The organism is Marinobacter halodurans (assembly GCF_004327985.1).
GTDB classification, from domain to species: Bacteria; Pseudomonadota; Gammaproteobacteria; order Pseudomonadales; family Oleiphilaceae; genus Marinobacter_A; species Marinobacter_A halodurans.
The window spans coordinates 30,570-46,443 of the sequence record NZ_SJDL01000042.1; the positions used below are offsets into that span (position 1 = coordinate 30,570).

The window sequence follows — 15,874 nt, forward strand, 5'->3', positions numbered from 1 at the left end:
ATTCCGCGGTATGTCACCGCAGGATTGCATGTTTCGTTAGAGCCTGTCCTGTTCCGTATCAACCTTCTCTTCCATACGATAGCAGTTCCAGGCCACGGTGAAGGAGTCATGGCGGAAGAATTCCACGGATCGGCGTGGGCACTTCCCCTTCCCACAGGCCTGCTCTCGTTGATGCTCTGCCCTCTGCCGGGCACAATGACGGCTGAATGTCACGCAGGCAGTCCGATGAAGCTCACTCTCGCCATGATCACGGCGCTCACCCTCTCGCTCTGTTCGGGGCTGACGGTTGCCAGGACATTTGCGCCGGCGATCCTGTTCAATTCGGAAGTGGTCATGGACAACGCCTACAACGAGCAGTTGCTCAAGGGCGTGCAGACCTATGCCCAGCGAAAGGATTGCGATTACGTCTACAAGGCCACGGCCGTGCCCACCACCTACCGCCGTTACCTGGAACAGCTGGTGGCGGAGGGCCGCGATCCCATCCTGACGCCGGGAACCTACACCCGTGAGATCGTCCGTGAGGTGGCTGCCGCCCACCCGGACGTCACCTTCATCACCATCGACTACAGCCTGGACCTGCCCAATGTCCACGCCATCCTGTTCCGGGAGGCGGAAGCGTCCTATTTGGCCGGTGTGCTGGCGGCACACAAATCGGGGAGCGGGAAACTGGGATTCATCGGCGGGATGCCGATTCCGGCCATCCACGAGTTCGAGTCGGGCTTTATGGCCGGTGCCCTTTCGGTGGACCCGACCATCGAGGTCGAGCGTCTCTACCTGTCCGATCTTACGGACCGGCCCTTCGATGATCCCGAGGCCGCCTACCGGGCCGCCCGCTCCTTGCTCGAAAAGGGCAGCGACATCCTCTTTGCGGCGACGGGCAGCAGCGGCCAGGGCGCCATGCGTGCAGCGAAGGAGGCCGGCGCCCTGGCCATCGGCGTGGACAGCAACCAGAACGGTTTGTACCCGGGCACCGTCCTGACCTCGGTACTCAAGAATCTCGACCGTGCCGTCTACGTGGCGCTGGTCAGCGAGCGTTGGGGGCTCTGGCGGCAGCCCGTCAAACAGTTGGGACTGGCCCAGGGCGGGGTCGGCCTGGCCATGGACAACCATAACGCCCCACTGATCAGCGAACGCCAGCGTCAGGCCGTCACCCGGGCCAGGGAAGCCATCCTGAAAGGACACCTCGTGGTGAGCAACGACGGCGTAGCCAGTCAGTCACAGTTACCGCACCAGCCACCACGCATGCGCGTGATTCTCCCTGCCCGGGAACAGTGGCCCTACATTACCGACCCGAACGGGCCGAATGCGGACAAGCGTCCGGGCCTGTTCATCGACGCACTCAACCTGGCCAGCGAGCAGTTGGGGGTCGAGTTCGATTATGACCGCCAACCCCTGCGCCGCGGCAGCTATACGTTGTCGAAAGACAAGGCCGACGCCATGCTGGTGCGGTCCATCGACGCCGACCTGAAGGCCCGTACCATCTACCCAATGGTGAACGGTCAGCCCGACGCCAGCCGTGCGTTGATGCAATGGGATCTCGCCGTCTACCGGCGCAAGGACGGCCCCACCGGACAAGACTACCGGCTGATGCCCATCGGCGTACCGCCGGGCACCCGGATCGCCGACAACCTTCAGCGTCATGGCGTAACGCTGTTCGCCAACAACAACCTGAACAGCCGGTTAGGCATGCTGATGCGGGAGCGGGTGAACACCGTTGTTGCCGATCCACTGCATGCGGATTACCTGATCGACCACTCCCCGACACTGCAGAGCGAGGTGATCAAGACGGCCGATTCCGTGGGTCGGGAAACCAGTTACCTACTGGTGAGTAACAACTTCTACAGGAACTACCCGCAATTCTGTGAAGAACTGTGGAACCGGCTCTCGGAAGTGCGGGAGTCGGTGGCCCTGTGGGACCGGGCGGACCGCTATTTCACCAGTGACCGCCCGGCACAGGCCACCCGGATTCCGACGGTCTCCGAATAGGACCCGCCGGAAGTATCCCCCTACCAGGACAGCTCTTCGCCACTGCTGTGCCAGAACGAACCGGTGTTCTCCAGGTTCAGGGCCTCGATGCGGGTCGCCAGCCCCAGAGCGGACTCTTCCGGCGTGATCAGGCCGCCGAAATTCACCATGCGCGTCTTCACATAGCCCGGGTGCAACTGGGCCACCGCGATGCCACGCGGCTTCAGGTCCATGGCCAGGGAACGGCCGAAGGCATTCAGCGCCGCCTTGGAGGCCCGGTAACCGTAGCGTCCGCCGGAGTCATTATCGGCCATTGAGCCCATGCGGCTGGTGATGTTGGCGATCTTGGCGCCCTCGCGCAGATAGGGCAGTAAGGCTTCACTGATCCGTAGCGGCGCGTATGCGTTGACTTCCATCTGCAAGCGCAGGGAGTCGTAGTCGATGCTGCCCAGTACCTCGTCCTGCAATACCCCGGCGTTATTGATCAGCAGGTCGATGCCATCGGTCTGCTTCACCGCCTCGACAATGCGGGCGACGCCCTCGTCGGTCGTCACATCAACGCCTTCCACCACCTGGTCGGCCACATCCTTCAGTTCGTCGGACGCACTTCGGCAGACGCCGGTCACAGCCCACTCGTGGCGCGCGTAATACCGCGCCAGCTCCAGTCCAACCCCGCGGTTGGCGCCAGTAATCAATACACGCAACATAAGAGTCCCTCTCCCGATAGAACGTTGTTATTGGCGGGACCATATAACAGCGCATCGTCCGGCGCCAAGCAAAGGCGTAACAAATGAACAGGAGTTCAGGATGGGTCAGGCATACCGGCGGTTGTTTCGCGCAGTGTGCCCGGCGCCATCGGCGCCCCACTCCACCGGTCCTGGACCGGGTGTACGAACACCGCCAGCTCGGGAAGCCGCCTGCGGCGACCACGGCAGCATGGCAGGAGCGCTTTCCCCAAGTATGCCGCAGAGCGGCGTTGCGCGTTCAGGTTTTCTGAACGGTGCGTGAAAAATTAATGGATTCCGCAGTTTTCCCGACTTGCCTAGGATGCATGGAACGGATCGGCGATCACCGTCGCCACGGCACCGGGAGGACACTGCCATGCAAAGCATCCTGACGTTCAAGTTCCGCAAGTTTCACTGGCCCGCCCCGCGGGCCCTGACCCGGCTTCGCCGCTGGAAAAAACGCCTTGCCACCCGCCACTCGCAGCGCCGTGAGTTCGGCGCTGCGAGCCCCGAATGGCTGGCGCGTATGGAGCGGGATATCGGGCTCGAGCCGGGCGATCTGCAACGGGAACTGAACAAGCCGTTCTGGGAAGAGTAGCCGGTGGACAGCCCCGAACCCGGCGATTGGGGATGGCCCTCCGGCCATCCCGTTTTTTGCCATAGCCCGCAGATGCGACGGGTGTTCACCGAAAGCCGCTGCAACACCGCCGTCATATGGAGCATGTTAGACTCATGCCTACATGACGGATTCCAAAACATCGATGAAGCATCTCTTCCTGATTCGGCACGGCAAATCCAGTTGGTCCGATGCCTCGCTCGAGGACTGGGAGCGCCCGCTCAATAAACGCGGGCAGCGCCAGCTGACGGTGATGGCGCCGGCCCTGCAGGGAATTGGCGCCTTTGACGGCGCGGTTTATGCCAGCAATGCCCTGCGTACCCGAAAAACCGTCGAGGGCATGCTGGCGATCCTGGATGAGCCGTCACTGGCGCAGCGGATCACGTTCAAATCCCGACTCTACACCTTCAGCGGCGACGTGCTCTGGAAGTGGCTGCGCAAACGCCGTGACAAGTCGGCCATTACCCTGGTCGGCCACAATCCGGCGCTGCTGGAACTCGCCAACCGCCTCCTGCGACACCCCATCGGCACCCTGCCCACCGGCGGCTGTGTCCATATCCTGCTGCCCATCCAGCACTGGAGGGACATCGAACCCGAGACCGGCGCCCTGGCGACCTGCCTGAAACCGGCCTGGGTCAGCTACACGGAATTCCAGCGCAAGCAGTCGGGCGACCCGGGCAAGAAGGCCAACGGCACCAGCCTGCGCAACCTGGGCCTGTCCCTGCCACACCTGATGGACCGCCTGGAAACCCTGGAATCGCCGGCCGCCCTGGGATTCGACCCGGAATTCCTGCACCAGTACCGGATCATCATCCGCAAGGTCCGCGCCGTGCTGGAAACCCTGTTTGCGCTGTCCGGCGACAAGGCCCTGAAGGCCCCGATCAAACGACTGCGGCGACAGGCCCGGGCCACCAGCGCGCTGCGCGACCTGGACGTCTTCAACGAAGCCCTGGCGGACTGGCTGGGCGATGCCGAATTCCAGGACGCCCTGCAGGCCAGCGGCGCTGTGGGCGCGTTCCGGGAGCGCCAGCGGGCGGCCCAGGCGGCGTTCGCCCGGCACATCGACACGCGGGAATACCGGGATGACCGGGAAGCGCTGCAGGATTTCCTGCACTCCAGACGCCTGGAAGCGATTCTCGGTAGCCAGGACAAGCACCGCATCCGCGAAGCGCTGGATGCCCGCATCGCCGATCACAACGCAAGGCTGGTGGCCCTGTCCGACCTGTCGCCGGACGAGGACTTTCACCGGCTGCGTAAATGCCTCAAACGGATCCGCTATCTGGCGGACCTCGACCGCGCCCTGCCGGCGGCCTTTCGCAAGGACCTGAAGCAGCGCCAGACCATACTGGGGAATTTCCAGGACCGGCAGGTGCAGCTGTCCCTCATGCTGGCGTATCAGCAGGAAGCCGATCCGGAAGGCAGGCTGTCGTCGCTGGCCGAACGTCTGTCGGGCCAGAAGCAGGCGGATCGTCAGCGCATCCTCACCCTGGACGTGATCGATGCGCCCGAGCCGGTCACCCGGACCGGCAGGGCGCGAACGATTGGCGTCTGATCAGCGGTCCAGCAACTCGATCCAGTGCTGCACGGGCCGGTCGGCCTTGCTGCCCAGGTGCAGCTGGCAACCGATATTGGCGGTCACGATGCGATCCGGGTTATCGATGGTCAGGGCCTTGAGCTTGTTGCCCAGCAGGCGCTGGCTCATTTCCGGCTGGAGGATGGAGTAGGTCCCGGCCGACCCGCAGCACAGGTGCCTGTCACGGGTTTCCGCCAGATCGATACCCACCTTGCGCAGCACCTGCTCCGTCACCCCGTTCTGCTTCATGGCATGTTGCAGGGTGCAGGGGCAGTGCACCGCCACCTTGCCCGGCTCGCCGGCCGGACGCAGGGTCGAGAGATCCTCCTGCAGCAGGAACTCGCCCAGGTCCCGGGTCAGGGCACTGATGCGCGCCGCCTTGTGGGCGTAGTCCGGATCGTCCCGCAGCAGGTGCCCGTAGTCCTGCACCATGGCGCCGCAACCGGAGGCGGTCATGACGATGGCTTCCGCCCCGCCCTCGATCATCGGCCACCAGGCATCGATGTTGCGGCGCATGTCGTCCAGGCCGTCGTCATGGGCGGACAGGTGGTAGTTGATGGCGCCACAGCAGCCCGCTTCCGACGCTTCAATCAGCGAAATCCCCAGTCGATCCAGCACCCGCGCCGCCGCCGCGTTGGTGTTGGGCGTCGCCGCCGACTGCACGCAGCCGGCCAGGGCGATCACCACCCGTTCGTGCCGGGCGGCGGGCCAGGGTCGGGTGGTCTGCCGGGGCGGGACCTTGCCGCGCAGGGCGGCCGGCAACATCGGCCGGAACAGCTGCCCCAGGGCCAGCAGCGGCGTGAACAGCGCCTGCCGGGGCACGATGGTGCGCAACGCCCAGCGAATCAGGCGTTCGCGACGGGGGCGTTCGAGCTTCTGATCCACCAGGCCGCGGGTGATGTCCACCAGTCGGCCATACTGCACCCCCGACGGGCAGGTGGTCTCACAACTGCGGCAGGTCAGGCAACGGTCCAGGTGGGTGCGGGTCCTCTCCGTCACTTCGTTGCCTTCGAGGAACTGCTTCATCAGGTAGATGCGGCCGCGCGGGCCGTCCCGCTCGTCGTTCAGTTCCTGATAGGTGGGGCAGGTGGCGGTACAGAAGCCGCAGTGCACGCAGGCCCGCAGGATGGCTTCGGCCTCCTGGCCCTCGGTGGTGTTGGCGAATTCCTTGACGAGATTGGTCTGCATAACGTTACAACCAGCTGTAGAGTCGACCGGGATTGAACACGCCGTCGGGATCGAAGGCCTGCTTCAGACGCTGCTGGATCTGCTGCATCGGTTGGGCCTGGCTGTGCATGACTTCACCGCTGCGGTCCCCGCCGCGGAACAGGCTCACCTGCCCGCCGGCGGCCTCCGCCAGGGGCTCCATGTCGGCCATGGTGCCCACGCCCCGGTACCAGCGCTGGGCGCCGCCCCAGTCCACCAGCCAGTTGCCGTCCAGCGGCGGATTGGCTGCAGTGCTGTTCACCGAAAAGCGCCACAGGGGGGTGTCGCCGGCAAAGAAATCCAGACGCTGGTCGCGCAGCGCGGCCCAGACGTTGCCGGCATCTTCCAGCACATCGCCGTCCCAGTAGTGGGCGGTGGCTTCGACCGCCGACTGGGCGCCGGCCAGCCGCAGGTACAGCTTGCCGTCGAACCAGCAGGCGCCGGTCAGGGGTTTCGGCTCACCGGCGCGCCGGTTCATGTAGGGTATGGCGTCGTCGAGCCCCATGGCCAGGACCAGTGTCAGGCTCGAGGCCGGCCGCGGCATCACCTTGAGGCTGATCTCGGTGATCACGCCCAGGCAGCCCATGGCGCCGGCCTGCAGGCGCGAGACGTCATACCCGGCCACGTTCTTCATGACCTGGCCACCAAAATGCAGGTGCTCGGCCCTGCCGTTGATCAACCGCAGGCCCAGCACCTGGTCCCGCACGGAATAGGTCCAGGGCCGCCCGGGGCCGGACTGGTTGCAGGCCAGCGTGCCGCCGATGGTGCTGCGGGCCGAGAAGTGCGGCGGCTCGAACGACAGGCACTGGTTGTGTTCCGCCAGGGCCGCATCAATCTCTTTCAACGGCGTGCCGGCGCGGACGGTCAGCACCAGCTCCACCGGCTGGTAGTCGACGATGCCGGTGTGCTCGGACAGGTTCAGCGGCGTGGTTTCCACATCGGTCTGGCGGCCCATGAAGGCTTTGCTGCCACCACCGACGATCGACAATTTGCGCTCTTCGGCCAACGCCGCGTACACCTGCTGTTGCAGGGCTTGGGTCTTGTCCGCCATCAGGCCTCCGCCGTGTGGGCTTTGTGTTCCAGGGACCGGTATTCCTGGCAATGGCGCAGGGCGGGCACGCCCTTGCCCGGGTTCAGCAGGCCGTCCGGATCGAAGGCCGCCTTGAGGGCGTGGAACTGGGCCAGTTCCAGGTCGTCGAACTGGATCGCCATCTGGCGGATTTTCTCCACGCCCACGCCGTGCTCGCCGGTGATGCAGCCGCCCACGTTCACGCACATGGCCAGGATGGCGCCGCCGAACTCCTCGGTGCGCTCAAACTCACCGGGCACATTGGCATCGAACAGGATCAGCGGGTGCATGTTACCGTCGCCCGCGTGGAACACGTTGGCAACGCGCAGGCCGTAATGCTCGGACATCTTCTGCATTTCCGTCAGCACGTAGGCCAGGTGGCGCCGGGGAATGGTGCCGTCCATGCAGTAATAGTCCGGCGAGATCCGGCCCACCGCCGGGAACGCCGACTTGCGACCTTTCCAGAGCAACGCCCGCTCCTCCTCGCTCTGGGAGACACGGATAGAGGTCGCGCCGAAGGACCGGAACAGGTTGCTCGCCTGCTCGATGTGTTCCTGCACTTCCTCGGCGGTCCCGTCCACTTCGCACAGCAGCAGGGCCGCGGCGTCGCGGGGATAGCCGGCCTGGGCAAAGTCCTCGGCGGCAACGATGGCAAAGCCGTCCATCATTTCCAGCCCGCCCGGAATGATGCCGTGGGCGATAACGCCACCGACCGCATCGCCGGCGTTCTGCACCGAATCGAACCCGGCCATGACCACCTGGGCCTGCTCCGGCTTGGGCAGCAGCTTGACCTTCACTTCGGTGACGATCCCCAGCAGGCCCTCGGAACCGGTCATCAGCGCCAGCATGTCCATGCCGCAGCCGTCCAGCGCATCGCTACCCACCACCAGCTTCTCGCCCTCGACGGTGACCATCTCGACACTGAGGATGTTGTGGACGGTCAGCCCGTACTTGAGGCAGTGGACGCCGCCGGAGTTCTCGGCGACGTTGCCACCAATGGTGCAGGCAATCTGCGACGAGGGATCCGGCCCGTAGTAGAGGCCGTACTGGGCCGCTTCCTCACTGATGGCCAGGTTGCGGACACCGGGCTGCAGGCGCGCGGTGCGGGCCAGCGGGTCGATTTCCAGGATGCGGTTGAACTTGGCCAGCGACAGCACCACGCCCTCGGCATAGGGCATGGCGCCGGCGCTCAGGCCAGTCCCGGCGCCGCGGGCCACCACCGGTACCTTGTGTTCCTGGCACAGGCGCATGGCCTGCTGCACCTGCTCGACGGTCTCCGGCAGCACCACCAGCCACGGCATCTCGCAGTACATGGACAGGCCGTCGCATTCGTAGGGGCGGATGGTTTCGTCATCCTCGATGACAAACGCCGGATCGATAAACGTGCGGAACTGGCGCGCCAGCTCAGCACGATCGATCGTGGGTGTGGACATGATCTCTCTCCCGGTCCGATCGGACCGACTTCTTGTCGTTATTCTAAGTTATGCCCGGTGTGACTGACGGATCAACCCCGTTTTGCGAGGAAATGATCCAGCCCGGCCTGGGCGCACTCCATATCCTGCTGCGGGGTGCCGGAACTCAGGCCGATACCGCCGACGACTTCACCGTCAACGGTTACTGGCAGGCCGCCGCCGACGGAACTGATACGACCGCCCACCTCGGTATGGATGCCAAAGGCCAACTGGCCGGGCACGTTGGCGGCGTTGTACTCATGGGTGGCCTTGCGCGCGGCGGCCGCGGTGTAGGCCTTGTCCTGGGCGATGATCACGCTGGAGGTCTTGCCGCCGTCCATACGTTCGAACGCCACCAGGTTGCCGGACTCATCGGTGATGGCGATGCACATGGGCACGCCGATCGCGCGCGCCTTCTCGGCGGCACCTTCGATCAGCAGGCGGGCATCGGCACTATCCAGGCGTTTCAGGGTAAGCATGTGGGATCTCCTTTTACCGGTTGAGGACTTCCCCGGTTATAACCGGGGGCGCCCCGCATCGGCCATGCGACTTTCATCGGGTGGCTTTACCCATAGACCCTGTCCGGCAGCCAGGTAATGATCGCCGGGAACAGGATGCACAGCACCAGTCCCAGGCATTGCAGCCCGAGGAACACCAGCGACGAACGGAAAATGGCCGCCATGGAAATCTCCGGCGGGCAGACGCCCCGGATGTAGAACAGGGCGTAGCCGAACGGCGGGCTGAGGAAGGACATCTGCATGTTCACCAGGTACAGCACACCAAACCAGAGCACCACGTCTTCCCCCGGTACCGCCGGCAAGCCGAACAGGCCCTCGAAGGTCAACGACTTCACGATGGGAATGAAGATGGGCACCGCCAGCAGCAGGATGCCGACCCAGTCCAGGAACATCCCCAGGATCACCAACAGGGCCATCAGCAGGAACAGGATGCCGTAGGACGACAGTCCGGTGCCCAGGATGGCATTGGTGATGAACTCCTGGCCACCCTGGAGGATGTAGAACCCCACGAACACCGAGGCGCCGAACATGATCCACAGCACCATGGCCGAGGCCTTGGCGGTGGTGATGGACGCTTCCTTGAGGGTCTGGATGGAGAAGGACTTGTGCATGGCCGCCACCACCATGGCGCCGAACGAGCCGATACCGGCCGCCTCCACCGGCGTGGCGATGCCGCCGAACAGCAGCCCCAGCACCAGCGCCACCAGGATGAACGGCGCAATCAGGTCCTTCAGCAACAGCAGCTTTGCCTTGAGGGAAATCCGCTCCTCCTTCGCTATCGGCGGCCCCAGTTTGGGATTGATGGCGGTGCGAATCAGCACGTAGGCGATGTACATCCCGGACAGCATCAGCCCCGGCACCACCGAACCCAGGTAGAGTTCGCCCACCGACTGCTGCGCCACCACGGCGTAGAGGATCGCCAGGATCGAGGGTGGGATCAGGATGCCCAGGGTACCCCCGGCCATGATCGAACCGAGCGCAATCTGGTGATCGTACCCGCGCCGCAGCATGGCCGGCAGCGCAATGATGCCCATGGTCACCACCGCGGCACCGATGACGCCCACCATGGCCGCGAGGATGGTCGAGGCGAGGATGGTGGCCGACGCCAGGCCACCGCTGAGCCCGCCCATCCACTTGTAGACCACGTTGAACATTTCCTCGATCAACCCGGCCCGCTCCAGCATCGACGCCATGAAGATGAACAGCGGGATGGCGGCCAGGTCCGAGTTGGTCATCATCGGGAAGATGCGGCTGGGCACGATGTTGAGCATCAGCGAATCGCCCACCAGGTAGATGAACGCGACACCCAGGCCGCCGGTGACGAACGCCAGCGGCAGCCCCATCATCAGCGCCACCAGCAGCGAGCCGAACATCAGGTAGGTCAGCGGTCCGATGCCGATGCCATAGAGACTGCCGGCCAGCCGGAACAGGAAGTACTCGTCGCCGTAAGGGTCGTAGAACAGGATGTTGATGGTCTCGACCACGATGATGAAACCCAGCGCCACCGTGGCGACGATCATCAGCCAGGTGCCGAGCTGGCCGAACAGCGTTTTCATGGTGCTGCCGGCGGTATCGGGTTTGGCGGTGTTGACGCTCATGCACGACCCTCCTTACCCAGGCGGACAAACAGGGCGATGTCCTTGATCAGCTTGGACAGTCCCGCCAGCAGGATCAGGATGGCGCCCAGCAGCATCATGAACTTCACCGGGTAGTACTGGATGCCCCAGGTTTCCACGGTGGTTTCATGCATGGCGTAGCTGTTCTGGAAGAAGGTCCAGGAGGTAATCGCCAGCACCAGCGCGAACATGAAGAAGAACATGGAGGTGAAGATGTCCATGCCTACCTGGCCCCGTTCCGGCAGCAGGTTGTAGAGCACGTCGACCCGCACGTGGGCGCCGTGCAGCAGGGCGAAGGCGCCCGCCAGCAGGTACTGCATGCCCAGCAACAGGAAGCTGGCTTCGTGCACCCAGATGGTGGGCATGTTGAAGATGTAACGCATGACCACTTCGAAGAAGTAGAAGCACACGGCGTTGACGGTCCAGAACGCCACAAAGACGCCCGAGTGCTCGCTGATCCAGTCGATCGCCCGGGTAAACCCGTTCACCCCCGCATCCGGGTGCCGGGTATAGACCGTGTCCTCGGCATCCTGCCCCTCGCCCGGGATGCGGACGGATTCCTCCGCGACCGCCCCCTTGCGCTTCCTGTGCCAGCGATCCAGCGCCATCAGCAGCAGCGGCATCACGGCCAGCCAGCCCCAGTACAGCCAGTGGGGCAACACAAAACCGAAACCGTCCAGTTCGTCGGACATACTTCACCCCGCAACACGCCAAAAACCCCCGGGGATGACCCGGGGGCCAATGGGGAAAGGCGGCGCCTACCCCGATTCAACGCCCCTGGAGGGGTCTATTCCATACCCTTGAGGTCTTCCGGGCTCAGGTAGCCCATAATCTCGTTCTCCATGTATTTGACCTGGAGATCGAAGACTTTGCGGGCGTCATCGTCCTTGTTGGCCCAGCGGAACCAGATGGGAATGGCCGCCTTCCGGAAGCGCTTCAGGTCGTCCTGGCTGAGACGTGAAACGGTGTTGCCATCGGCCTTGAATTTCTCCATGGCCTCGATGTTGCGCTTCTGGATGGTCAGGTAGTGTTTCTGGGAGTAGATACGCAGCTCGTCCTCAACCAGTTGCTGGAGCTCCGGTTTGAGGTTGTTCCAGGCGCGCAGGTTGATGGTCAGGTCCATCAGGTCCACCGGCTGGTAGATGGACATCACGCCCGGCGGGCCAAACAGGATGTAGTCGGTCACCTGGGAGAAGCCCAGTTCGTAGTTCACCGCCGGTCCTACGTAATCCGCGGCGTCGATGGTGCCCTTCTCCAGCGCCGGGAAGATGTCCGAACCCGGCAGGCTGACCGTGGACACGCCAAACTGCTGGAACACCTCGGCCACCATGCCGCCCGGGACCCGGATCTTCATGCCCTTGAGGTCGTCCAGGCTGCTGACCGGCTTCTTGGAGTGGATGATGTTGGCGTCATGCTGGATCGGGCCCACGTAGAACAGGCCGTATTTCCTGTAGATGTCCCGGGTCATTTCCAGCATGCCCAGCGAATAGAACATGGTGTCCCACTGGTGCGGCTGATCCGGGCCGCCGGGATAGGACGAGAGGAACACCGACGCCGGGATCTTGCCCGACCAGTACAGGGTGAACGGGTTCATCCCCTGGAGTACGCCATTGCGCACGGCTTCGAACAACGCGTTGTTGTCCGCCGCCACCGCCTTGGCCGGGAAGCACTTGAAGACCAGCTCACCGCCGCTCTTCTTCTCCATGCTGTTGCACCACTCCTCGAACAGGGAGTAGCCCACCGTACCCGCATCCCAGACGGACTGGATCTTCCAGGTGGTAGCCGCCACAACGGTGGTTGTCAGGAATGACGCCCCCGCAAACGTGGTGGCTATGGCGAGGGTCTTCAGGAGACCACGGCGAATACCCGCGGCCTTTCGGTCGATACCGCTGTCACGTGTGCTCATTGTTCGGTCTCCAGCATCTTTGTTCTTGTCGGGTTCATCACCCTTCCACGAGGCACTTCAGACCCGGATGACACTTGCGCAGGTCGTCATCGAGTGGCGAATGCCACATCATCCCGGTCTGATTTGAATATCGTCACAGATTCGAATTTCGTCCAGATTTTGATCAATAAATAAACACTGTTGCAGCCCTTATTCTTCCGGACACGCCTAATCCATTGATCGAAAAACCATTTCAGCGCCGGACCGGCCTCATCCAATAGTCTAAGGAAGGGCCGGGCCAGGAGGGTCCAAAGGTCGCCCCCGAGACAGCGTTATCGATTCAGGCTACAGTGAAGGACAATGCTTGCGGCAAGCCCCGATTTCCGTCGGGAATGACGGAATCCGGACCAGGGAATGGCCGATCGACCGCTCAGACAGGCAGTTCTGCATTCATGACGTCATCAGACACCATCAGCACCATCCACGACCTTATGCCCCCAACGCCCCGCTGGGCGTTTTCGGAGTATGAGCGCATACGCCATCGCCTGCCCCGGCACGAATCCCCGGCGGTAGCGACGGCACCGGAAATGCAGCCGTCCCTGGGCCCACTGGCTGACCGTTACGACGCGTTTATCTTCGATGCGTTCGGGGTGCTCAACATCGGCGACCAGGCGCTGCTCCACGCCGTCACCCGATTTGCCGAGTTGCAACAGGCGGGCAAGCCCTGCCTGATCCTCTCCAACGCCGCCACGGCGTCCACCGCGCGGCTGCTGGAGAAATACCGGCGCATGGGTTTTGGCATCGGGGAGGGTCAGCTGATCTCAAGCCGATGGCTGCTGGAACAGGCCCTGGCCGACAATCCACGCCGGGGGCTGTGGGGGGTGATCGCACCGCTGGAAGCCAATCCCCAGACCCTCGGCGTCAACTACCTCAGCATCCAGGGCGAACCCAACGTGAGCCTGCGCGAACGGATGGATCGCTGCGACGGCTTTATTTTCCTGAGCACCCGCGACTGGACCCGCGATCACCAGGCGCAGCTGGAAGCCAGCCTGGCGTCCTATCCGCGTCCGCTGGAAGTCGCCAACCCCGACCTGGTGGCCCCGCGCGGCGACCGCCTGACCCTGGAGCCGGGCTTCTTCTCCCACCAACTGGCGGATCGGACCGGCATTACGCCGGTGTTCTACGGCAAGCCCTACTCCCCCACATTCCAGGCGGCGCTGGAGCGTCTGGGGCATCCGGACCCGTCCCGCGTGCTGATGGTGGGCGACACCCTGCACACCGATATCCTCGGCGGCCTGAGCGCCGGCATGGGAACGCTGCTGGTGACCGACCACGGCTCGCTCAGCGGCCTGGACATCGGCGCCTGCATCACCCGCTCGGGCATTACGCCGGATGTCGTGGCTCCGCACATCTGAAGGCACGCAAGGCACCATGTCCCCGACCTGGGCCGACACCGATCTGGGCGCGCCCCAGCAAGACCGGTAGGATAGGAGCAATTGTCTTCCCCACGAGTCCGGCCATGAAGTTCAGCCTCAACGGCAGTGTGACCTACGAAACCTTCGATGCCCTCGGCGCGGTCCGCGTGCTGGACTACCGCAAGCACCGGGTGCTGACGTTCGATTCGGTCTTCGAGCAAAGCAAGATCGCCCGCAAGAAACCATGGCTGCCGGTTCACGAATACAACCGGGCCATGCTCCTGCCGCTGGCCTTCCATGAGCCCACCCATGCCACCGTGCTGGGCGTGGGCGGCGGCGTGATGATCAGCGCCCTGCACCACATGCTCCCGGACTGCCGGATTCACGGGGTGGAATTGCGCCGCGCCGTGGCCGAGGTGGCCCACGAGTTCTTTGCCATGCCCGACGACGAGCGCGTGCGGATCACCATCTCCGACGCCCGCCCGGCCCTGCAGAAGATACCGCCGGGCAGCACCGACCTGATCCTGGCGGATCTCTACAACGCCGACCGCATGAGTCCCGCACAGGCCCATCGTCGCTTCGTGGACCAGTGCCACCAGGCCCTCAGCGACGAGGGCTGGCTGGCCCTGAACTTCCACCTCGCCCCCGCCCGGGACGGCACCCTGATCCGGCACCTGGGCCGGCTGTTTGCCGAAGTATTCCTGTACCGGACCAAGAGTAACAATTACGTGATCTATGCCAGTAAGCGGCCGGTAACGATTCCGCCGTCCGACGACCCGGCTTTGGATGCACTGGAAAAGCGGCTGCCCATTGGCTGGTCGGGCCTGGTGGAGAAACTCATGCCACAGGTGAGGCGCGTTTCAAGTACGGAAGAGACTCCGGCGTAACCCGTAGGGTGCCGGCGAGCGCAGCGAACCGCACCGGAACGGCCCGCACCGCGGGGTCTTCGGCCTGATGACACCCGTTCACGACCTTGCTCGCGGTGACGTCTTGCCGAGTAACCACCAATGGGATAATGTGCGGTTTTATTGCTGGCAGGACGTCAGCACCCGGAAAATCTCAAGGATTGGAGTTCATGAGTTACCGTCTTGCGAGCGTGGAGGAGTTACCACGTTCTTCCGACGCATTGGTGACCCTCGTCCATCCCCTAAGCGCGGTGGACATCGTCAAGCGGATCCTCAGCCCGCATGCTGTCACTGACATCCCCATCGAGAACCTGGATCCCCGCCAAAAGCCATCGCTCCTGCTGGAACAGCTGGCGCAAGGCGAACAGGTCCTGTTTGACGCCAGCGGTGCCAGCCCGGGAATCTTCCTGAACCGGCGTCCGGAGTCAGAGTCGGTGATGGGTAACCTGCCGCCCAGATTGACCCGCGCCCTGGACGATTACTGGGAGGGCCAAACAAACCACGGCCTCGGCCCACGCCCCATCCAGAGTGACAGCCTCGCCCCGGCCATCGAACCGGCCTACCAGCCACCGCCACCCCAGGGCACCCCGGCCGAAGCCGGGCAGCGCACGCTGGACTTGCTCTACCGCTGGCCAGACGGCAGCGGTGTCGCCGGGGCACCCTTTGCCGTCACCGGCCTGGATGACTTCCGCTCCGGCACGCTGGACGACCAGGGCCAGGCACAGGTGACGGGCCTGCTGGATCCACTGGTGGACGTGCGCTTCGGCGAACCGGCACCGGCCGGTGAGACGGCGGTACTGCGCCAGCAACTCCAGGCCCAACTGGATGCCATGGTCGCCCGCGAGCGCCGGGAAGCGGCCCGCCTCGATGCCAGCACGGCGGACCTGCCCTTGACCTTCAATGCCGGCGTGCATGTGGTGTTCGGCCTGA

The 15,874-nt window shown here is 64.1% G+C and carries 14 protein-coding genes; 6 read left to right on the forward strand and 8 right to left on the reverse strand.

Annotation, left to right across the window (positions count from 1 at the left end; translation table 11 throughout):
• The first annotated feature begins 225 nt into the window (after nt 1–225).
• On the forward strand, nt 226–1,986 hold the full coding sequence (locus EZI54_RS20045; RefSeq protein WP_165495817.1) for a BMP family ABC transporter substrate-binding protein: 1,761 nt from the start codon (nt 226–228) through the stop codon (nt 1,984–1,986).
• 20 nt (nt 1,987–2,006) lie between these two features.
• Here EZI54_RS20045 and EZI54_RS20050 read toward each other — a convergent pair whose 3' ends face one another.
• On the reverse strand, nt 2,007–2,672 hold the full coding sequence (locus EZI54_RS20050; RefSeq protein ID WP_131483664.1) for an SDR family oxidoreductase: 666 nt from the start codon (nt 2,670–2,672) through the stop codon (nt 2,007–2,009).
• Between the two features lie 394 nt (nt 2,673–3,066).
• On the opposite strand from EZI54_RS20050, the gene EZI54_RS20055 reads away from it, so the two are divergent.
• On the forward strand, nt 3,067–3,288 hold the full coding sequence (locus EZI54_RS20055) for a DUF1127 domain-containing protein (protein ID WP_131483665.1): 222 nt from the start codon (nt 3,067–3,069) through the stop codon (nt 3,286–3,288).
• A gap of 163 nt (nt 3,289–3,451) precedes the next feature.
• A complete protein-coding gene (locus tag EZI54_RS20060; protein ID WP_165495818.1) occupies nt 3,452–4,858 on the forward strand; it encodes a CHAD domain-containing protein in 1,407 nt (468 codons plus the stop codon).
• Here the strand turns inward: EZI54_RS20060 and glcF are convergent, their stop codons facing one another.
• The 7 genes from glcF to dctP form a co-directional block, all read right to left on the reverse strand.
• Complete coding sequence (gene glcF, locus EZI54_RS20065; RefSeq protein WP_131483667.1) at nt 4,859–6,067, reverse strand: glycolate oxidase subunit GlcF; 1,209 nt, start codon at nt 6,065–6,067, stop codon at nt 4,859–4,861.
• A gap of 4 nt (nt 6,068–6,071) precedes the next feature.
• The gene (gene glcE, locus EZI54_RS20070) at nt 6,072–7,136 is read right to left on the reverse strand and encodes a glycolate oxidase subunit GlcE (protein ID WP_131483668.1); all 1,065 of its coding nucleotides are present in this window, start codon (nt 7,134–7,136) and stop codon (nt 6,072–6,074) included.
• On the reverse strand, nt 7,136–8,587 hold the full coding sequence (locus EZI54_RS20075) for an FAD-linked oxidase C-terminal domain-containing protein (protein WP_131483669.1): 1,452 nt from the start codon (nt 8,585–8,587) through the stop codon (nt 7,136–7,138). The genes glcE and EZI54_RS20075 overlap by 1 nt, the downstream gene beginning before the upstream one ends.
• Nucleotides 8,588–8,658: 71 nt before the next feature.
• On the reverse strand, nt 8,659–9,084 hold the full coding sequence (locus EZI54_RS20080) for a GlcG/HbpS family heme-binding protein (protein ID WP_131483670.1): 426 nt from the start codon (nt 9,082–9,084) through the stop codon (nt 8,659–8,661).
• 86 nt (nt 9,085–9,170) lie between these two features.
• Nucleotides 9,171–10,721 carry a TRAP transporter large permease gene (locus EZI54_RS20085; RefSeq protein ID WP_131483671.1) on the reverse strand — a complete coding sequence of 517 codons (1,551 nt, stop codon included), beginning with the start codon at nt 10,719–10,721 and terminating at the stop codon, nt 9,171–9,173.
• A complete protein-coding gene (locus EZI54_RS20090) occupies nt 10,718–11,431 on the reverse strand; it encodes a TRAP transporter small permease subunit (RefSeq protein WP_131483672.1) in 714 nt (237 codons plus the stop codon). The genes EZI54_RS20085 and EZI54_RS20090 overlap by 4 nt, the downstream gene beginning before the upstream one ends.
• Before the next feature lie 95 nt (nt 11,432–11,526).
• A complete protein-coding gene (dctP, locus tag EZI54_RS20095; protein ID WP_131483673.1) occupies nt 11,527–12,645 on the reverse strand; it encodes a TRAP transporter substrate-binding protein DctP in 1,119 nt (372 codons plus the stop codon).
• 431 nt (nt 12,646–13,076) lie between these two features.
• Between dctP and EZI54_RS20100 the strand changes: the two genes are divergently transcribed.
• The 3 genes from EZI54_RS20100 to EZI54_RS20110 form a co-directional block, all read left to right on the forward strand.
• Nucleotides 13,077–14,039, forward strand: coding sequence for an HAD-IIA family hydrolase (locus EZI54_RS20100; RefSeq protein ID WP_131483674.1), 963 nt, complete (start codon nt 13,077–13,079; stop codon nt 14,037–14,039).
• Nucleotides 14,040–14,143: 104 nt separating this feature from the next.
• Nucleotides 14,144–14,926: a spermidine synthase gene (locus EZI54_RS20105; RefSeq protein WP_131483675.1), complete on the forward strand. Its 783-nt coding sequence runs from the start codon at nt 14,144–14,146 to the stop codon at nt 14,924–14,926.
• A gap of 188 nt (nt 14,927–15,114) precedes the next feature.
• Nucleotides 15,115–15,874 (forward strand): hypothetical protein (locus EZI54_RS20110; protein ID WP_131483676.1); only part of this gene is annotated, 760 nt, incomplete at its 3' end.